Genomic DNA, 19,082 nt, shown 5'->3' with positions numbered 1-19,082 from the left:
AAGGCGATAGCAATGGCTTCCCACGAGGTGCTTCAGGCGTTTGTCCAGGCGGCCACTCAAGGCTCGTTTTCCGCGGCGGCGCGCAAGCTGGGCAAGAGCCAGTCCACCGTGAGCGCGGCGGTGGCGAGCCTTGAGATCGACCTGGATGTGGTGCTGTTTGACCGCAGCAGCCGCAAACCGACCCTCACGCCCGCGGGGCAGGTTTTGCTGCAACGGGCTGAGCAAGTGCTGGAAGCCAGTAGCCGCCTGGAGCTGGCGGCCAGTCAGTTATCGCAAGGCCTGGAGCCGAAGCTGAGTATCGCCATGTCCGATACTTACCAATCCGATCGGTTCGAGGTCGCCCTCACGGCCTTCGAACAACGCTATCCGGACCTTGAGCTGGAATGCCTGATCGCGGAATGCGAAGACCTGATCGCGCTGGTGCAAAGTGGCCGGGCGCAGATCGCGTTTATCGAGCAACAAGAAGTCTACCCGCCAGACCTGACGTTTTCCCCCGTGGAGGAACGCACGGAGATCGCGCTGTTCGTCTCGCCTGGACACCCATTGGCCAGCCTGGACAAGATTCACCCGCACACCCTGCAACAACACCGGGAGTTGCGCTTGGCGAGCATCATCAGCCCCAATGAAAACCGCAGCACGCAACGCGTCTGGTCGGCGCCGAGTTACCTGATGCTGATGGAAATGGCCCAACTGGGTTTTGGTTGGGCACCGATTCCGCGCTGGCTGGTGGAGCGCTTTGGCGGCAACCAGTTGGTTGAACTCAAGGTGCGCAGTTGGCCGCGTTCAGTGGCGGTGGATGCGTTGTGGTCGCGGCAACAGCCGCCGGGGCCTGCGGGGAGCTGGTTGCTGGGCAAGATGCTGGAATGAGCCTGTAGGAGCGAGCTTGCTCGCGAAGAACGTCAACGAAAACGCGTGCCTCCTGAAGAAACGCGGCGTCGGTGAGTTTTTCGCGAGCAAGCTCGCTCCTACATTTGGATCGTCACTGCCTGGGAGAATTGAGTTCGGCGAGGCGTCGCGTGATGAAGCGTTTTTCTGGCGCTTGTTGGGTCAGGGACAAGGCTTTCTCATACGCGCTGCGGGCTTCGTCAAACCGCCCCAACTGCCGGCAAAACTCCCCACGCGCCGAATGCGCCAAGTGGTAGTCCTGCAACTCACCGCGCTGCAAAAGGTTGTCCACCAGCGCCAACCCCGCCAACGGCCCCTGCTCCATCGCCACCGCCACTGCACGGTTCAACTCGATAACCGGCGACGGCAAAGCCTTGAGCAATACATCGTAGAGCCCGACAATCTGCCGCCAATCGGTTTCCCCCGCGCTGGGCGCCTCGGCGTGTACGGCGGCAATCGCCGCCTGCAGGCAATACGGTCCAAAGCGCCGAGTGTTGAGCGCCTGCTCCACCAGTGCGCAGCCTTCAGCGATCAAGGCCGCGTCCCACCGCGTACGGTCTTGAACGTCCAACAGCACCAGTTCGCCGCAGGCAGAAGTGCGGGCGGGCCGGCGCGACTCGTGCAGCAGCATCAACGCCAGCAAGCCCATGACTTCCGGCTCGGGCAGCAACTCAAGCAGCAAACGGCCCAGGCGAATCGCCTCCAGGGTCAGGTCTTCACGGGTGAGGTCGGCGCCCGCTGAGGCCGAATAGCCCTCGTTGAACACCAGGTAAATCACCCGCAGCACACTGTCCAACCGCGCGGGCAATTCGGCCCGTGACGGCACTTGATAGGGGATTTTCGCCTCACGGATCTTGCCCTTGGCGCGCACGATGCGCTGGGCAATGGTGGTGGGCGTGGCAAGAAAAGCGTGAGCGATAGCCTCGGTGCTCAGGTCGCAGATCTCGCGCAAGGTCAGCGCAACCTGGGCGTCGGCCGCCAACGCTGGGTGGCAGCAAGTGAATACCAGGCGCAGGCGGTCGTCTTCCACGTCTTCATCACTCCACGGCGCGGCCTCCAGCGCGTCGGCCTGCTCCTCCAATAACGGGGTAAACCGCGACTGACGCCGCAGGCGGTCGATGGCCTTGAAGCGGCCGGTGGACACCAGCCACGCCCGAGGATTATCCGGCACGCCATCTTGGGGCCAGCGCTGCACCGCGACAAAAAACGCCTCGTGCAACGCCTCCTCGGCCAGGTCGAAATCCCCCAGCACGCGAATCAGCGTCGCGAGCACACGGCGTGATTCGCTGCGGTAAATGGCGTCGATCTGCGGAGTCAATCGACCATGTCCTCGGTCACCAACTTCACCAGGCGGTCCAGGCTCTGGCCCCAACCGTCATGAAAGCCCATGGCTTCGTGGGCCTGTTTGTCTTCGGCACTCCAGTGCATGGCACGGGCGGTGTAGAGGGTCTTTCCGCCGACCTCCTCAAAGGTGACTTCGGCGCTCATGAACGGCTTGCCCGACGGCACCCAGCCCGGCATGAACGCGTCGGTAAACACCAGGCGGTTGGGCGCGTCGATCTCCAGGAATACGCCCTGGGTCGGGTACTCGCTGCCATCTGGCGCGCGCATCAAGGTGCGGAACAAGCCACCGACCCACAGGTTCATCTCGCATTCAGGGGTGGTCATGCCATGGGGGCCCCACCATTGTTGCAGCAGGGTTGGCTCGGTCCAGGCGCGAAACACCCGGCGGCGCGGCGCATCGATCAAGCGGCTGATGGACAGTTCAAATTCAGCGGGTTGAGTGTTCACGGGCAAACCTCCTCAAGTCTTATGATTATGGTGTTGAGAGATTCAATTGGCGCACGGGCCGCACTTCCACACTGCCGACCCGGGCCGCTGGAATATCGCCGGCCACCTGGAGCGCTTCATTGAGGTCCTTGGCTTCGATCAGGTAGAACCCGGCGAGTTGCTCCTTGGTTTCGGCAAACGGCCCGTCGGTGATCGACAGCTTGCCGTTGCGCCTGCGCACGGTAGTGGCGGTGGTCACCGACTCCAGCGGCTCGGCGGCCAGCATGCGCCCGCTGGCCTGGATGGACTCGGCGTAGGCCAGGCACTCCGAGTCGTGGGGGCTGTCGGGCGAGGTGTGCAACACCTGTTCGTCGCTGTAGATAAGGCACAGGTATTTCATGGCGTTCTCCGTTTTCGGACTACTGACTATAGTTCGCGGTGCTCAAGGTTTCAGGTCGAACAACGCCGTGCCGCTTTGCATATCAAACGGCGCCGACCAGTGCTCGTGCACCACCTTCCATTGGCCATCAATGCGCTGGTAGCCGGCGGTTACGCGCATCCAGCAAGCCTTCACCTCACCGTCCGGCCCGGCACCTCCGCAGTGGGCCAGCCAATGGGCGAATGCGCTGTCTGGCGCTTCGACGACATGCAGTTCATGAAACTCGAAGATGCCGGGGCCGGGGCAGTGCTTCATGCACTCCTCCCAATGCGCACGGTAGGCCGCCTTGCCTTTGAATTGCAGGGCGGTTACGGCGTCGAACGAGACGATATCGTCGGCGTAAAAGCTGACAATCTGGTCGATATCACGGCTGACGACGGCGTGTTTCCATTGCTCGATCAGGCTGTTGATTGCAGTGCTCATGGCGATGACTCCTTGGGGTGGAAAATCACGGAAGACACCCTTAGTCGAATGGCCCGAAGGGAAATCGACATCCCCCTGAAAAATAATTTCCCGTGGCCCAAACCCGATAAACTGCCACCTCCCTTACAGCCGTTCGGACAGCCCCATGCAAACCCGCCTCGTTGCCTACGAGGCGCTGAACGCTGTGCAACAACAGCAAGTCGGCGCCATTGAAGTTCACCCTGAGCAACTGCCGTTTTGCGGTGATATGTATTGCGCCCTCAATACCCTGCTCGCCAAGCCAAGCCCTGGGGTCAAGGGCTTTGCGCTGTTGGCCGATGACCTTCCCGTAGCGTTCCTGCTGCTCAAGCGCCCCCCGTGCCTGCCGCATTGGGCCGATGAACACAGCGCTACACTCCACGCGCTACAGGTAGACCGGCATCAGCAGGGGCGTGGATACGGCAAGGTGTGTTTGCAGGCGTTGCCCGCCGTGGCGCGTGAGGCGTGGCCGCAGATCCAAGGGTTGGAATTGTCGGTGGACACCCACAATCTGGCGGCAATGGGGTTGTATCTGGGGGCGGGATGGGTGGATCGCGGTGAGGCGTACAAGGGCCGGGTGGGATTTGAACGACGACTGAGTTGGACGTTTGGTCAGGGAACACTTGACGCACCCAAAATGTCACGTATACATGACTTATGAACATCAATGTAATGTATATGTGACATGGATATTTCAATGATCACTCAGCGCTTGGGCAATCAGATCCGGGCGATGCGCATCAATCGTGGCTACAAACAAGCGGACCTCGCGGCGCTGGCGGGCATCACTCGTCAGAAGCTCATCGAAATCGAAAAAGGCAGCCTCTCGGTTGCCATGAATGCCTATGCACGCGTCATCGCAGCCCTGGGCAGTGAGGTCAAATTGGTGCCCGCCACGATGCCGACACTGGAGGAACTGGAGGACTTGTTTGATGAATAGGCATAGCCTGCGTGTGCATACCCCTCAAGGAGAGAGCGGTAGCGTCTTGAGGAGCACCGACAACTACCTGTTTCGCTACAGCGACCACGCACTCGCAAGCAGCGCACTCTGCCTGGCGATGCCAGTTCGGGCAGAAGAGTATGCCCGTCGCGAACTTCACCCCATCTTTCAAATGAACCTGCCAGAAGGCTACGTGCTTGAGCAATTGCGCAACCGCCTTGCCAAGACGGTAAAAGTCGACCCGATGCTGCTACTGGCGTTATCGGGTAGCAGTGCACCTATCGGGCGAGTGTTTGTGTCTTCGGATCAAGTCAATGAATTGGTCCAACGCAACAGCCCTCCGGCCACCGGGGAGAACCTTAACGAAATTCTCGCCTGGGATGGTGCAGAAGACCTGTTCGCCAACCTCGTAGATCGCTATATCTTGCGAGCCGGTATTTCCGGCGTGCAGCCTAAAGTGCTGGTGCCCGAAAAAGCTCAAACGCCCGAGCAAAAATTCACGTCGAAGACCGATGAGCTGATTATCAAGAGCGGTCGTGAAGAGTTTCCGGGGTTGGCTATCAATGAATACCTGTGCATGTCCATTGCCCAGGAGGCGGGCCTGCCCGTACCACCGTTTTACCTGTCGCAAAACCATAAGCTATTCATCATGCGCCGCTTTGACCGGGACGAGCAGCTCAACCCGCTGGGCTTCGAAGACATGGCCACGCTGATGGGCCTGTCCGCCGAACAGAAATACGCTAAAAGCTACGCCGCCATCGCCAAGGCGGTAAGGATGTTTTGTTCACCGCAAAACCAACGCAGTTCGTTGGACCAATTGTTCGACAGTGTGGCGCTCAGCTGCATCGTGGGTAACGGTGATGCTCATCTTAAAAACTTTGGCGTGCTCTACAGTGACCCGGTGAAGCTCGATGCGTGTTTGGCACCGGCTTACGACATTGTAAACACCACCTGCTATATCCCCGAGGACACGCTCGCGTTGGACCTCGGCGGCAATAAATCATTGTTTGCTTCACGCCTGGGCATTCTCGAATTTGCCCGAACCTGCGAAGTCGAAAACCCCAAAAGGCGCATTCAGGCGCTGCTTCAAGCCCTTGAAACCGTGCTCAAGCGCGAAGACGATTACTGCCGGTTAGCACCTGATGTCGCGAAAGCCATTCGGCAATCCGCGCAGAGCTATCTACAGAGTTTCGGTGGCTGAAAAATCCTTCTTGCAAAAAAGGCCGAAGAACATAAACGCTCTTCGGCCGATAGCTCAGCCCCGCTCCCCGATCGGCAGCCAGATTTCCACCGTCCCCGTGCCCTTCCTGGCATCGAAATCCTCGCTGTAGCGCTCGAAATCCGCGCCCATGACCTTATAGCCCGAGTGCGGCAGCCACTCGAACATGATGCGCTCGTAGGTTTGCTCAAGTGCCTGCACCGGCCCGTAATGGGGGAACACGGCATAGTTGAGCGGCGGGATTTCGATGAACTCGAAATTGCTGGGCACATCGCCCTTGGCCGGGACTTCAACCCCCGCCATGTAATCGAATTCGCCTTGATGGGGGTTGTGGCATACCCCATAGGTCACCCCACCCACGCGGTTCTTGATGTCCTTGATACAGGTGTCGAACAACTCCCACAACCGTGGGATATCGCCCACGGTGGCCTTCGAATATCGCCCTTGCACCCCGGCGATCACCAGGGCTTTGCCGGCTTCCATGCGTGGCTCCAACGGTTGTTTTGTCTGCTGATCCATACGAACAGTCTCCTTCTTATGAGGGAACAAACCCGCATCGAGTATAGGGGCATATCCGCGTTGTACTCCATGTAGAAAAATTTCCTGCACATCTGGACAACTGGCCATCATCGCCCGTATTGTCTGCCCCGCAGGCCACCGCAGTGGCCGACGTCGCTCGGACGGTTCCGGGCGCTTACGTACCTCGAGGCAACAATGGCAGACCAAGGTTCGCCGCGCCGCTTTGCGCGCATAGATCGACTCCCCCCCTATGTTTTCAATATCACTGCCGAGCTGAAGATGGCTGCGCGTCGGCGCGGCGAAGACATCATCGACTTGAGCATGGGTAACCCTGACGGCGCCACGCCTCCTCATATCGTGGAGAAAATGGTCACCGTCGCCCAGCGTGAAGACACCCACGGCTACTCCACCTCCAAAGGTATTCCGCGCCTGCGCCGGGCGATTTCACGCTGGTACAAGGACCGTTACGCGGTGGATATCGACCCTGAGTCCGAAGCCATCGTGACCATCGGCTCCAAGGAAGGCCTGGCGCATTTGATGCTGGCCACCCTGGACCAGGGCGATACCGTGCTGGTGCCCAACCCCAGCTACCCGATTCATATCTACGGCGCGGTGATTGCCGGCGCCCAGGTGCGTTCGGTGCCACTCATCCCGGGCGTGGATTTCTTCGCTGAGCTGGAGGGCGCGATTCGCGGCTCGATCCCCAAGCCGAAGATGATGATCCTCGGCTTCCCGTCCAACCCCACCGCGCAGTGCGTGGAACTGGACTTCTTCGAACGAGTGATCGCCCTGGCCAAGCAGTACGACGTGCTGGTGGTGCACGACCTGGCCTACGCCGACATCGTCTACGACGGCTGGAAAGCCCCGTCGATCATGCAAGTGCCCGGCGCCAAGGACATTGCGGTGGAGTTTTTCACCCTGTCCAAGAGCTACAACATGGCCGGCTGGCGCATCGGCTTCATGGTGGGCAACCCGGAACTGGTCAACGCCCTGGCCCGCATCAAGAGCTACCACGACTACGGCACCTTCACCCCGCTGCAAGTGGCGGCGATTGCGGCGCTGGAAGGCGACCAACAGTGCGTCAAAGACATTGCCGAGCAGTACCGCCAGCGCCGCAATGTGCTGGTCAAGGGCCTGCATGAGCTGGGCTGGATGGTGGAGAACCCTAAGGCGTCGATGTACGTCTGGGCCAAGATTCCCGAGCAATATGCCGCCATGGGCTCGCTGGAGTTTGCCAAGAAACTGCTATTGGAAGCGAAGGTGTGTGTGTCGCCGGGGATCGGCTTTGGTGAGTATGGCGATGATCATGTGCGCTTTGCGCTGATCGAGAACCAGGACCGGATTCGCCAGGCCGTGCGTGGGATTCGCGGGATGTTCAGGGCGGATGGACTGGTCAGCAAAGCCTGACCTGATCCACCTGAAGAAACCCAATCAATGTGGGGGCTGGCTTGCCTGCGATGGCAATGTTGGATTCACTACCGCTATCGCAGGCAAGCCAGCTCCCACATTTGATCAGTTCCCACCCTTGCTTTGGGGTGTGGCTTACACCACCAACGACAGCAACATGATGAAGATCAGCGCCACGATCGACAGAATGGTCTCCATCGCCGTCCAGGTCTTGAACGTCTCGGCCACGGTCATGTTGAAGTACTGCTTGACCAGCCAGAACCCCGCATCGTTGACGTGAGACAGGATCAACGAACCCGCGCCCGTCGCCAGTACCAGCAACTCGCGGTTAACCCCTGGGATCATGCCCACCACCGGCACCACAATGCCCGCGCCGGTAATGGTCGCAACAGTGGCAGAACCGGTCGCCACGCGAATCACCGCCGCCACCAGCCACGCCAGCAGGATCGGGTTGATCTGCGCGTTCACCGCCATATGGCCGATCACGTCACCCACGCCGCTGGTCACCAGCATCTGCTTGAAGCCACCACCGGCACCGATGATCAGGATGATCGCGGCGGTCGGCGCAAGGCTGGCGTCAAGCAACTTGAGGATCTGCTTGGAGTGGATGCCCTGGCGATGGCCAAAGGTGTACAGCGACAACAGCAACGCCAGCAACAGCGCGGTGATCGGGTGGCCGATCATGTCCATCCAGTTGCGCACCACGTTGCCTTCGGCAAACGCGATGTCGGCAAAGGTTTTGAGCAGCATCAGGAACACCGGCAGCAGCACGGTGACCAGGGTGATGCCAAAGCTTGGCAGCGACTTGTTATCGGTCTCGCGGGCCAGTTGGTCCACCAGTTCCTGGGACGGGTTGCCCGGAATGTACTTGGCGATGAACGTACCGAAGATCGGGCCGGCGATGATGGCGGTTGGCAGGGCGACGATCAGGCCGTACAGGATGGTCTTGCCGATATCGGCGCCGAACACACCGATGGCCAGCAGCGGGCCCGGGTGCGGTGGCACCAGGCCGTGCACCGCCGAGAGGCCAGCGAGCAGCGGAATACCGATCTTGATCAACGACACGCCGGTACGCCGGGCGACGATAAACACCAGCGGGATCAGCAACACAAAGCCGATCTCGAAGAACAGCGGGATGCCCACCAGGAACGCGGCGAACATCATGGCCCATTGGACCTTTTCCTTGCCGAAGGCGCGGATCAGGGTCTGGGCGATCTGATCGGCACCGCCGGACTCGGCCATCATTTTGCCGAGCATCGTGCCCAGCGCGAGGATGATGCCGACAAAGCCGAGCACCCCGCCGAAACCGTCCTGGAACGCCTTGATGATCTTGTCCACGGGCATGCCCGAGGTCAGGCCGAGGAAACCGGCCGCGATGATCAGTGCAATGAACGGGTGCACCTTGAACTTGGTGATCAGTACGATCAACCCGATGATAGTGACTACTGCATCTAGCAGCAGGTAAGACTCGTGGGACATGCCAAACATGGGGGGTCTCTCCTGTTTGTTGTTGTTATTAAAGCGGGTGTTGAACTTCCTGCCGGGGATAGCGCTATCTTTTCCGGCAAAAAATTAATGAGTAGGTTCAAAGCCGTGCTCAAGCCACCAAGCGTTGGTCTGCTCGGCCAGTTCCTCGACGCTGTCTTCACTGGCGTTGAGCGCCAGGGTCAGCGGCTCGCCCTTGGGCGATTCCAGGGTGGCGAACTGGCTGTCGATCAGGCTGGCCGGCATGAAATGGCCGGGGCGGTGAGACACGCGGTCAGCGGCGACTTCGCGGGTCAGCTCCAGGAAGACAAAACCCAGGCCCGGCGCGGCTTCGCGCAGGTGGTCGCGGTATTTTTTCTTCAGGGCCGAACAGGTCAGTACGGGATGCTCGCCGGCTTTCAACGCGCGGCGCAGTTCATCGCACAGGATGTCGAGCCAGCCGGCGCGGTCGTCGTCGTTGAGGGGGTGGCCGGCGCTCATCTTTTCGATGTTCGCGGCAGGGTGAAAGCTGTCGCCTTCAATGGCAGTGGCGCCGTTGAGGGCGCACAGGGCTTGGCTGACGCTGGACTTGCCACAGCCGGAAACACCCATGATGACCAGGGCGGTAACAGGTTGACTCATGAAACACCTCAGGACGCAGATAGCGCTACCTTTGCATAGCGTAAGGCTAGTGCAAAAACAGGCTTTTCCCGCGCCGACTTGTCATTTTTATGGAGTGACGCGTGCATCCGTTCCAACAGTTTGACTTCAAGAGCTGGACAGGATCAGGCAACCCTTTATCCAAGAATTTGCAGCCCTTTGGAGACAGCGCTACCTTAGTGCCTCGATTTTTGTTTGGCAAGCCGCCTGATGACCTCCAAGAACGATAAAAATACCCGCACGACGGGCCGCCCTACCCTCAATGAAGTGGCGCGCCTTGCTGGCGTCAGCCCGATCACCGCCTCCCGCGCCCTGCGTGGTATCAGCACGGTGGCCACCGAACTGGTGGAAAAAGTGCAACAGGCCGCCGCCGAACTGAGCTACGTGGTCAACCCCGCCGCCCGCGCCCTGGCTTCGGCGCAGAGCCATTCGGTGGTGGTGCTGGTGCCGTCGCTGTCCAACCTGCTGTTTATCGAAACCCTGGAAGCTATCCATCAGGTACTGCGGCCCAAGGGCTTTGAAGTACTGATCGGCAACTCCCATTATTCGCGCGATGAAGAAGAAGACCTGCTGCGCAACTACATGGCCTACCAGCCACGGGGTTTGTTGCTGACCGGCTTTGACCGCACCGAAAGCGCGCGACGAATGGTCGAGGCCAGCAATGTGCCCTGCGTGTACATGATGGATCTGGACCCTAACGCCGGAGTGAACTGCGTGGGCTTCTCGCAACTGGCCGCCGGCGAGACCGCGGCCGCGCACTTGCTGTCCCGGGGTCGCAAGCGACTGGCCTATATCGGCGCACAACTGGACCAACGCACCTTGCTGCGTGGCGAAGGCTTTCGTCGCGCCTTGCAGCAGGCGGGCATGTACGACCCGGCGTTGGAATTGCTGACGCCGCGCCCATCGTCCGTGGGCCTGGGTGGCGAACTGTTTTTGCAACTGCTGGCCGCCCACCCGGATGTGGACGCGATCTTCTTCGGCAACGACGACCTGGCGCAGGGCGCCCTGCTCGAAGCCCTGCGCCACGGCATCAAGGTGCCTGAACGTGTGGCGGTACTGGGCTTCAACGACCTGCCCGCCTCGTCCTTCATGGTGCCGCGCCTGAGCAGCATCAGCACGCCACGGGAAGCCATCGGGCGCCGAGCGGCGGAGCATCTGCTGACGATCATGGCGGGCAACAAGGTGGCCAAGCCGGTGGTGGATATGGGGTTTGAGTTGCAGGTGCGCGAGAGCACCTGAGTGCCTCGTTTTAATCAGACGCAGGGAGCCGGTAACCACCGCCCTGCGCACCTTCGTGCAACGCCGCCTGGATACGCTCATAGAGCGCATTGGCCTCTTCGGAACTGATGGAACGCGAGCAATCGCGCAACACGATACGAAGCAGGATGTTTTCCTGCCCAGGCAATAACCCCAGGCGAGCAATTGCTTGCGCCGGCAACTCATCTCGAGACCAGCGCCCCTTGATCTGCATCTCTTCCACCCACACAGCATCCTCACCGGCTGCGAGCAGCATCTTTTCGGTGATGGTTTCCTCGCTTTGCCCTGGCGTGACCGCGAGGGAGATGTCCCGAGTGATACACGGCAGTCGAGAGATCGGTTGCCAGGGTTTCAAATCAAACATTTGGGCCCTGACACGGGGATGGGTATCACGCAGGAGCCGAATATCCGGAATGCCCTTGCGCAGCATGGTCAACCGGTCCAACCCCATGCCCAATGCCAAACCACCGTGCTGCAGAGGATTGATGTTCAAGCGCTCAAGAAGTGATTGAGCAATACAACCACACTCCAGTACCTCAATCGGTTTCTCATCAAGCATCAGGTTCACCTCGATCCCCCCCTCGGTGTAATGGTGAGGGCTGTCCGAGAAGACCCAGGCCATACCGGGTACCGCGGCGTCCAAAACATCCCCAACCAGGCGCAGGAGCTGATCTTGGGTAGAAAGCTGCGGGTCACCTAATACCCAGATGTCCATCTGGTGGGGCTCAGCACAGTGCCAACGGTCTCGGCTGTCACGTCTAAATGTCATGCCTGGGGCGGCCAACATCATCATCTGTCCAGGTTGGCGGACTGTGCTTGAGTGCTGTAATGCAGCTGGAATCAAGCTGGTTGTTTGCGTACGGAGCAGGCACAAGTTACCGACCCAGCGCGTATGAGCACTGCCCAATGTAATTTCATCCCCGTCATAACCAAGCAAGCCATAGTTATCTTGAGCCGTTACCACTCGCGGCCCCTGAAGGAGTTGAGGTTCAGGCCAGTGACGCCGAGTCAGCTCGCAAAGTATTTCATCTAGCAGTAGTCGGACCGCATGAGGTTCAGGCGTCACATCGGTGAGGTCCGTAAGTGTAAGTGCCCTCTGCAGCTCGCTGGCAGTTATTACCTTTTTGAATAAACGCATGATCACACCTCCACTATCCGCACCACACTACCGCACAAACAAAAGTTAAAAATTACGCTTAAAAAACAAATAGGATCAACAACCCAACCCATAAAAACTACATTATCAGAATTAACTTACAGACAACTCTCACAGAAACCCTTATTCCTTATAAAAAAATTCCCTTAAAAAACAATCGATATAAAAAACACAAATCAACAGTTTCCTCCACCACCTATCTAGTGCTTCAATAATCCCGCCCTACCAACAGGGCATCCAATCCATTCCTACAGGAGGTAAAAATGAAAGCTTCAGAAGCTACTTCAGTAGTTGAGCCCTTTGAACCAACGCTCAATCACATCACATCCGACGCTGAAGGATTTACTTGGCCACCACTCTCATGGCCTTAACTAGAGCATGAACGCGCCAAGGCCAATGCCTTGGCGCCCTTGCCCAGGAGGAGTGAACATGACGCTTTCCCAACCACCATTTTTGGACATAACCCGTTTTGAAGTGTTCTCAGATTCCGAACCGTTCTTGAAACGCTGCACTCAACTAAACTTCGTTACGCAAAACATTATGCAGGCTGAGTCACTGGCACGAAACAGCATTGTGTTTTCATTCACTGACAGAGCTGCAAAAAAAAACGTTTGAACTGGCGAAACTTACCACCCAAAAACGCTGCATCTTTTGCCCAGTACATGTATTTGAGGCATCCATAGACAATGCCCTTTATGGCTTAGAGCAACTCAACAAAAGCAACATCGCACACGCCTTGACAGAACAGAGAAAAATGGTAGAGCTGGTTAACTGCAAGACGCCTCTAAAACTGTCTGGCCCCATGACTCACTCGAGCGTAACGCTTTCAAATGATGCCGTTCCTTATGCTGTTTTTGAAGAGGACTTGCAGGATGATTTCGTTCATTCAGTTGCAGAGCTTTTCGAGGTTCATTTCGCCCATATGAAACCTCAAGATCCCTGTCCGTTTTATGTAGATGGCGATCTTTATGTTGCGGGAATTCTGACGGTGTGCAGAAAGACAGAGAATGTGGATTGGGTTCTTAAAAACACACTTGATGGCTTGCGCGAAGAGGTTGCCTCCCAAAAAGCCTTACTCAAAATCAGTGGCAACACGGTCACGTCATTCAAAGTAGGTGACCGAGACTACATAGACCTCATTCAGAACGCGGCGGGGCCCAGGGCTGCGAAGCTCACTGAGTTCGCAATCGGCGTAAACCAGGCAATCACCCCACTGATTGATTTCAGGGTCAACTCCCAAATGAACGAAGGTATCAGCGGAGTCCATGTGGCAGTTGGGGATGGAACAACGGGATATCACATTGATTTCCTATGTCCGGGTGTCGCCGTTCAGTCATCATAAAAGTGAGTTGATGACATTCACCCTCGGCAGAACTTTTTTCCCACGAAGAACCGTGGGAATGATCAGACGAACGTAGGATCATCGTAGGACGCAGCTTACTTTGCAGTAAGCGCCTTGCTCCGCTGCCTACGCTTACGTCAGAATCCGCCGGCTTGTGCGCCTCGGTGGCGGTCTCTAAGGTTTGACGGTCGCTGAATTTCTCGGTGATCGGGTTTAGTAGCCTGAGCTTCCTCACACAAGATGCATGAGCCTATCGATGTTTGATGGTGGCTGTGCGCAGGGCGCCTTCGGGTGCGCCGGGTTTGTGTGGGATACCGGTCTACTAACCTGCGTACAGCTGCCACCCTTCGTTTAGTAGCGATGAGGTATCAGCCCAAAACAGGTATTTCAACAATGCAAAGCATCCATCCCGCGCATACGCTTTTCACCGTCATCCCTGATACTTCCCTCGAATCTTTACTGACCAACAGCTACGAAACCGTCTGCTCCGTCAGTACCCTACTGCTCGACCTGTCCGATGACCTCACCGGCAAACACCGTGATGTGGCCCTGGCCATTCATCAATTGAGCGAGTTGAGCGTATTGCTGGTGGGCAAAGCCATGGACCAGCACGTACCGCTGGCCTAGTAGCAAGGGGAGGCTCGGGCCAATAAGCACATCAGTCTGATGTAAGGCAGTCTCCCGTATCTGTCGACATGGGGTCAGATGAGAGTCGACCAAATCGCCTTCTCCTTTCAACAGGCGGTTGTCAATGTAAGCAACCATTCATCGGCCGACACAGAAAACTGTCATAAATGACAGTAGACCACACTGTATATGTGGCCTAAATATTAGGCGCAGCCCCCGCATGCTCATTATTCTCAAGGAGACTCATCATGAATTCGGCCAACAAAATCACTGGTTTCCTAAAAGAGGCTAACCAGAACTTTGATTCTCATAACATTCTCCACTTGAACACCTTCCCAGGCACAAAAAACACCACACTGGCTTTCATACAGGACAGCCATTTTATTGCATTTGAAATAGATAAAAACTTCGCAGCAGGCACCTATAAACTTTCCCATTCAAAAAAGGAGGAACATGTTCAAGTTATTTATAACAAGCCCAATCCTAATGGGGGTTTGTATCAATATCCGGCCATCTCGGGAACGTTTGAAATCGTCAACAACGAAAACAATATCCTTGATGCAAAATTCGCCTTCATAGCCGCCAAAGACGATGATCCAACCGACATTATTACCGTCGAAAGTGGCGTGTACTACATTATTGATTTCAATGCTCCTGAATAACCCCTTACACACCCCTCCCCTTGAAGGCAGCACTGCGCCTAGTCAGGCAAGTGCTTGCCTTTTCTGATCTCTGCCCAACCTCGCTATAGCTCCCAAACGTCTGGTAAATTGCCCCTGTCACTCATGATCGCAGGGAAGCTCAATGGCACACTCACTGAAAATCCTGGGCCGCACGTCCTCCATCAACGTGCGCAAAGTACTATGGACCTGCCAGGAATTGGGCATCGACTACGTGCGCGAAGACTGGGGCATCGGTTTCAAACCTACCCAATCCCCCGATTTCCTCGCCTTGAACCCCAACGCTCAGGTGCCGGTGCTGATCGACGACCATGGCGTGCTGTGGGAGTCCAATACCATCTGCCGCTACCTTGTCGGCCTCTATCAGCGCCATGACTTGCTACCCGTTGAGCCTGCCTTGCGTGCACGGGTCGAACAGTGGATGGACTGGCAGGCCACCGAACTCAACCCTTCGTGGGGCTATGCGTTCCACGCACTGGTGCGTCAAAACCCGGACTATCAGGACCCGCAACGCATCCAGGCGGGTGTGCAGGCCTGGAATGACAAGATGGCTTTGCTGGAACAACAGTTGACCAATACCGGCGCCTACGTCGCCGGCGAAGAGTTCACCCTCGCTGACATCTTGATAGGCCTTTCGGTACATCGGTGGCAGATGACCCCCATGGTGCGGCCACCCTACCCCGCCATCGCGGCGTATTACCAACGCCTCAGCCAGCACGCCGGCTTCAAGACGTTCGCTCTCAACGGCCATAATTAGAGAAGCAGTTGCGCGCTTTAAGCTCCAAGCCCAATAGCGGTTTGGCTTAAAGCTCGAAGCTTCCAACTCGCTGCTAACTGAAGGTTATTCATGCCCACACTCGCCGCCTGCGTCTCAGACCCCACCCGCGCCGCCCACATCAGCGCCCGCATCGACCGCCTGCCCGCCGTCGCCACTATTTGGCGCCTGGTGGCGTTGCTCTCCATCGGCGGCTTTTTCGAGCTGTATGACCTGTTCCAAACCGCCTATATCAGCCCTGGCCTGATCAGCGACGGGATTTTTCATACCGGCAGCGAAGGTGTGTTTGGCTTCTCGGACCAGGCCGCTTTCGCCTCGGCCACATTCCTGGGCCTGTTCCTCGGGGCCAGCCTGCTCAGCCCCATCGCCGACCGCTTCGGGCGCCGGGCGATCTTCACCTTTGCGTTGGTCTGGTACACGGTGGCCACGGTGTTGATGGGCATTCAAACCTCGGCCGTGGGCATCATTTGCATGCGCTTTCTGGTGGGCATTGGCCTGGGTATCGAACTGGTGACCATCGACGCCTATCTTTCAGAACTGGTGCCCAAGCGCATGCGCAGTTCGGCGTTTGCCTTTGCGTTTTTTATCCAGTTTCTGTCGGTGCCGGCCGTGGCCTTGATGTCGTGGTGGCTGGTGCCACAGGCGCCGTTCGGTATAGCGGGCTGGCGCTGGGTGGTGCTCTCAAGTGCGGTGTTTGCGCTGTTTATCTGGCAACTGCGCAAGCGCCTGCCGGAGTCACCGCGCTGGCTTGCACAAAAGGGCCGCTTCGAAGAGGCCGACACGATCCTGAACAACCTGGAGGCACGCTGCCGAAAGGATCACGGCAAGCCGCTGGACACGCCTGAACCCGAAGCGATCAGCGTGCAGGGCAGCGGCCGTTTCGCCGATATCTGGCAGCCGCCCTACCGTCGCCGCGCCTTGATGCTGATCGTGTTCCATGTGTTCCAGGCCATCGGCTTCTTCGGCTTTGGCAACTGGCTGCCGGCATTGCTCTCGGGCCAAGGTGTCAGCGTGACCCACAGCCTGCTCTACGCCTTCATCATCACCCTCGCCTACCCGCTGGGCCCGCTGCTGTTCGTCAAGGTGGCCAACCGCTTTGAGAACAAATGGCAAATTGTCGGCTCGGCCATGGGTGCAGTGATCTTCGGCAGCCTGTTTGCCCTGCAAACCACCGCGCTAGGGCTGATTTTCTGCGGGGTGATGATCACCTTCTGCAACGCCTGGCTGAGCTTCAGTTATCACTCCTACCAGAGCGAATTGTTCCCCACCAATATCCGTGCACGGGCGGTGGGGTTCTGTTATTCGTTCAGCCGTTTATCCACAGTGTTCAGCAGCCTGTTGATCGGCTTTATCCTTGAGCACCTGGGCACGCCGGGCGTGTTGGCGTTTATTGCCAGCAGCATGTTGATTGTGATGATTACCATCAGCTGGTTTGGGCCGCGCACGCGGAATCTGGCGCTGGAAAATATCGCTCACTGATTTAATTTGCATGGCTTTTCAGCAGAGTTGTATTTGGGGCGCTAATAACCGACCGTAATAAGCCTATCTGCTAAAAGCAGTTAAAACTCCACAAACTACACCACTCAAGTACCCGCCGATACTGTCAGCAATGACAGTTGACGCTTTATCGCCCCCCTCCATAATTAAGTCTCACCACCGTCAACAAACGCCACCTCCAAAACTTACTTTGAAAGGACAACCCATCATGCCTAAAAAAATATCCATCGGACGTCTTGAACTTACAAAGCCCGAAAAATTCAAATTTATTTCCGATTCAGCCAGTTTCCTTGAAATCGGCGAAGACTTACGCCTAGATGTATCCCATTACATACCAGAAGAACGAGTAACCATGAACATCGGTTTAGTCGTGAAAGCCGAAAAGGGCGCTTCCCACGGCGACTTCAAAGATAACGCCGAGGTACCTTACAGTTTCTTTCTGCATAGAATAGAAGGCGACCTTGGATTTGCTTATTTCTCAGAAAGCGGCACCTATAATATTAATTATGACCCAGACGCCAATGCATTGAGCGGCACCGTTGCCTTTACTGCAAAACGGGACGAAAACACCCGTTATGATTTTGCATATACCTTTAACATTCCAAGTACCAAATGATTGGTATAGGGGACGTCCTTTCATAGGGCGTCCCTCTGCCCTACCGCCCAGTATTCGGGTGCACACCGGGTGGCTTGATAGATTGAATTAAGGAGAAACGCTCTAAACCACTCTGTGGAACCGCGAGCGTCCGAACCCCGACGGCAACGCTTGGCCGCAGACAGGCTAATATCTGCCGCGACAACCGCGCTATCACCAGCAATATCAAACTTATCGCACCCGGCACAGTATTTGCTCCAGCTGTCGCACCGTCTGTTTTCATAGGTGACCGATCATGCTGGTTAACAACTCTCAAGCGGCGTCGAACGTGCAACAGATCACGCGACCCGACATGGACCCTGCCAACGCCGCCGCCAGTGCGCTGTACAGCGGCGCTTTGCAGGCTGCGCAACACAGCGTGACAGTGCCGGCCGCCCAGAAGGAACTGGACAAGGCCGGTGACCGTATCGACGAAGCCTTCGCCAAGACCCGCGTGCACATGCAAGCCGGTTCAGCACGCAGTGAGTTCACCGACTACATGACTAAAACGCCAGCCGAACGCATCCGTGATCAGTTGCTCAAAGAAAGGGGCCTGACCCTGGAAGAGCTGAACGCCATGCCGGCCGAGCAACAGCAGGCCTTTGCCAAGGAAGTGTCCGAGCGGTTCAAGCAGCAGCAACAGCAGCAGGTAGCGGCGAAGACGGCTGCCCCACAGGCGCAGGCTGTGAAAGAAACCCTGGCCGCGATCTAAGGCCATCCCCTGTAGGAGCGAGCTTGCTCGCGAAGGTCGGCAACGATGACGCGCACATCCAGAATGAACGCGGCGTTCTTGAGTTTTTCGCGAGCAAGTTCGCTCCTACAGACGGCTTTGCAGCTATTGCAGTTGCAAGGTGGAGTTGAACTGACTGATCGCATCCACCACATGCCGTGACCCTTCCTGGATCTCCAGGATCACCTGCCCCGCCTCGTTCGCCAACTCCACGCCCAGGTCCGTGCGGCTCAAGCTCGACTGCATGCTCGACACTGCGCTCAACGACAGGTCGTGGTTCTTGCGCACCACATCCACTATCTCCACCGTCGCCTGGCTGGTGCGGGCCGCGAGGCTGCGCACTTCATCGGCCACCACGGCGAACCCACGTCCATGCTCACCGGCTCGCGCCGCTTCAATCGCGGCGTTGAGCGCCAGCATATTGGTTTGTTCGGCAATGCTGCGGATGGTCTGCACGATGGCGCCGATGATATCGGACTGTTTGTTGACCGCATCGATGCTGTGGGCAGCCTGGTTCAAGTCGCTGGAGATGGCCTCGATGATCTGTACCGTTTGCTGCACCACCTGCGAGCCCTTGCGGGCGCAGGCATCGTTTTGTACGGAGGTGGCGTGGGCCGAATCGGCGGCGGTGCGCAGGGTG

The 19,082-nt window shown here is 57.5% G+C and carries 21 protein-coding genes and 1 pseudogene; 13 read left to right on the top strand and 9 right to left on the bottom strand.

From position 1 onward, the window contains the following. Positions 1-12 precede the first annotated feature (12 nt). The gene (locus DK871_RS19535; protein WP_161906336.1) at positions 13-867 is read left to right on the top strand and encodes a LysR family transcriptional regulator; all 855 of its coding nucleotides are present in this window, start codon (positions 13-15) and stop codon (positions 865-867) included. 112 nt (positions 868-979) lie between these two features. On the opposite strand, the gene DK871_RS19530 is transcribed toward DK871_RS19535, so the two are convergent. The 4 genes from DK871_RS19530 to DK871_RS19515 are packed head-to-tail and all read right to left on the bottom strand — an operon-like array spanning position 980 to position 3,517. Beyond that, entirely contained in the window at positions 980-2,203 is a 1,224-nt protein-coding gene (locus DK871_RS19530; RefSeq protein WP_161906335.1) for an RNA polymerase sigma factor, read from the bottom strand. Then, positions 2,200-2,676: an SRPBCC family protein gene (locus tag DK871_RS19525; RefSeq protein WP_116667868.1), complete on the bottom strand. Its 477-nt coding sequence runs from the start codon at positions 2,674-2,676 to the stop codon at positions 2,200-2,202. The genes DK871_RS19530 and DK871_RS19525 overlap by 4 nt, the downstream gene beginning before the upstream one ends. Before the next feature lie 25 nt (positions 2,677-2,701). Then, the gene (locus DK871_RS19520) at positions 2,702-3,055 is read right to left on the bottom strand and encodes a YciI family protein (RefSeq protein ID WP_161906334.1); all 354 of its coding nucleotides are present in this window, start codon (positions 3,053-3,055) and stop codon (positions 2,702-2,704) included. 42 nt (positions 3,056-3,097) lie between these two features. After that, positions 3,098-3,517 (bottom strand): nuclear transport factor 2 family protein, encoded by a 420-nt coding sequence (locus DK871_RS19515; protein ID WP_161906333.1) that lies wholly within the window; start codon positions 3,515-3,517, stop codon positions 3,098-3,100. Positions 3,518-3,662: 145 nt separating this feature from the next. On the opposite strand from DK871_RS19515, the gene DK871_RS19510 reads away from it, so the two are divergent. From DK871_RS19510 to DK871_RS19500, 3 genes are read left to right on the top strand one after another with little or no spacing between them, the layout of a single operon-like run. Continuing rightward, positions 3,663-4,196 (top strand): N-acetyltransferase, encoded by a 534-nt coding sequence (locus tag DK871_RS19510; protein WP_161906332.1) that lies wholly within the window; start codon positions 3,663-3,665, stop codon positions 4,194-4,196. A 24-nt stretch (positions 4,197-4,220) separates the two neighbouring features. Continuing rightward, positions 4,221-4,475 carry a helix-turn-helix domain-containing protein gene (locus DK871_RS19505; protein WP_161906331.1) on the top strand — a complete coding sequence of 85 codons (255 nt, stop codon included), beginning with the start codon at positions 4,221-4,223 and terminating at the stop codon, positions 4,473-4,475. Beyond that, complete coding sequence (locus tag DK871_RS19500) at positions 4,468-5,676, top strand: type II toxin-antitoxin system HipA family toxin (RefSeq protein ID WP_161906330.1); 1,209 nt, start codon at positions 4,468-4,470, stop codon at positions 5,674-5,676. The genes DK871_RS19505 and DK871_RS19500 overlap by 8 nt, the downstream gene beginning before the upstream one ends. A 54-nt stretch (positions 5,677-5,730) precedes the next feature. Here the strand turns inward: DK871_RS19500 and DK871_RS19495 are convergent, their stop codons facing one another. Next, on the bottom strand, positions 5,731-6,213 hold the full coding sequence (locus tag DK871_RS19495; RefSeq protein ID WP_161906329.1) for a GyrI-like domain-containing protein: 483 nt from the start codon (positions 6,211-6,213) through the stop codon (positions 5,731-5,733). Positions 6,214-6,408: 195 nt separating this feature from the next. Between DK871_RS19495 and alaC the strand changes: the two genes are divergently transcribed. Beyond that, a complete protein-coding gene (alaC, locus tag DK871_RS19490; protein ID WP_161906328.1) occupies positions 6,409-7,620 on the top strand; it encodes an alanine transaminase in 1,212 nt (403 codons plus the stop codon). A gap of 135 nt (positions 7,621-7,755) precedes the next feature. Here the strand turns inward: alaC and DK871_RS19485 are convergent, their stop codons facing one another. Together DK871_RS19485 and DK871_RS19480 are read right to left on the bottom strand one after the other, a co-directional pair. Continuing rightward, a complete protein-coding gene (locus tag DK871_RS19485; RefSeq protein ID WP_161906327.1) occupies positions 7,756-9,108 on the bottom strand; it encodes a GntP family permease in 1,353 nt (450 codons plus the stop codon). 84 nt (positions 9,109-9,192) lie between these two features. Then, positions 9,193-9,726 (bottom strand): gluconokinase, encoded by a 534-nt coding sequence (locus tag DK871_RS19480; RefSeq protein WP_161906326.1) that lies wholly within the window; start codon positions 9,724-9,726, stop codon positions 9,193-9,195. A 225-nt stretch (positions 9,727-9,951) separates the two neighbouring features. Between DK871_RS19480 and DK871_RS19475 the strand changes: the two genes are divergently transcribed. Then, positions 9,952-10,983 (top strand): LacI family DNA-binding transcriptional regulator, encoded by a 1,032-nt coding sequence (locus DK871_RS19475; protein ID WP_161793224.1) that lies wholly within the window; start codon positions 9,952-9,954, stop codon positions 10,981-10,983. A gap of 10 nt (positions 10,984-10,993) precedes the next feature. Here DK871_RS19475 and DK871_RS19470 read toward each other — a convergent pair whose 3' ends face one another. After that, entirely contained in the window at positions 10,994-12,139 is a 1,146-nt protein-coding gene (locus tag DK871_RS19470) for a hypothetical protein (protein WP_161906325.1), read from the bottom strand. 589 nt (positions 12,140-12,728) lie between these two features. Here DK871_RS19470 and DK871_RS19465 point away from each other — a divergent pair. From DK871_RS19465 to DK871_RS19435, 7 genes are all read left to right on the top strand, one after another. Further along, positions 12,729-13,499: a hypothetical protein gene (locus DK871_RS19465; protein ID WP_256677495.1), complete on the top strand. Its 771-nt coding sequence runs from the start codon at positions 12,729-12,731 to the stop codon at positions 13,497-13,499. A 393-nt stretch (positions 13,500-13,892) separates the two neighbouring features. Further along, positions 13,893-14,126, top strand: coding sequence for a DUF6124 family protein (locus tag DK871_RS19460; protein ID WP_161906324.1), 234 nt, complete (start codon positions 13,893-13,895; stop codon positions 14,124-14,126). A gap of 248 nt (positions 14,127-14,374) precedes the next feature. Beyond that, positions 14,375-14,788, top strand: a complete 414-nt coding sequence (locus DK871_RS19455; RefSeq protein ID WP_161906323.1) for a hypothetical protein — start codon at positions 14,375-14,377, stop codon at positions 14,786-14,788. A gap of 142 nt (positions 14,789-14,930) precedes the next feature. Next, on the top strand, positions 14,931-15,563 hold the full coding sequence (locus tag DK871_RS19450; RefSeq protein WP_161906322.1) for a glutathione S-transferase family protein: 633 nt from the start codon (positions 14,931-14,933) through the stop codon (positions 15,561-15,563). Between the two features lie 90 nt (positions 15,564-15,653). Then, the gene (locus DK871_RS19445; protein WP_161906321.1) at positions 15,654-17,060 is read left to right on the top strand and encodes an MFS transporter; all 1,407 of its coding nucleotides are present in this window, start codon (positions 15,654-15,656) and stop codon (positions 17,058-17,060) included. Between the two features lie 226 nt (positions 17,061-17,286). Then, entirely contained in the window at positions 17,287-17,694 is a 408-nt protein-coding gene (locus tag DK871_RS19440) for a hypothetical protein (RefSeq protein WP_161906320.1), read from the top strand. A gap of 274 nt (positions 17,695-17,968) precedes the next feature. Further along, positions 17,969-18,424, top strand: a complete 456-nt coding sequence (locus tag DK871_RS19435) for a hypothetical protein (protein ID WP_161906319.1) — start codon at positions 17,969-17,971, stop codon at positions 18,422-18,424. Between the two features lie 123 nt (positions 18,425-18,547). On the opposite strand, the pseudogene DK871_RS29760 reads toward DK871_RS19435, so the two are convergent. After that, positions 18,548-18,973 (bottom strand): annotated as a pseudogene (locus DK871_RS29760) (methyl-accepting chemotaxis protein); the annotation flags it as partial. Between the last annotated feature and the right edge of the window lie 109 nt (positions 18,974-19,082).

It is taken from the genome of Pseudomonas sp. L13, from assembly GCF_009935965.1.
Lineage (GTDB): Bacteria > Pseudomonadota > Gammaproteobacteria > Pseudomonadales > Pseudomonadaceae > Aquipseudomonas > Aquipseudomonas lactis.
This window is presented reverse-complemented; position numbering and strand designations above follow the sequence as displayed.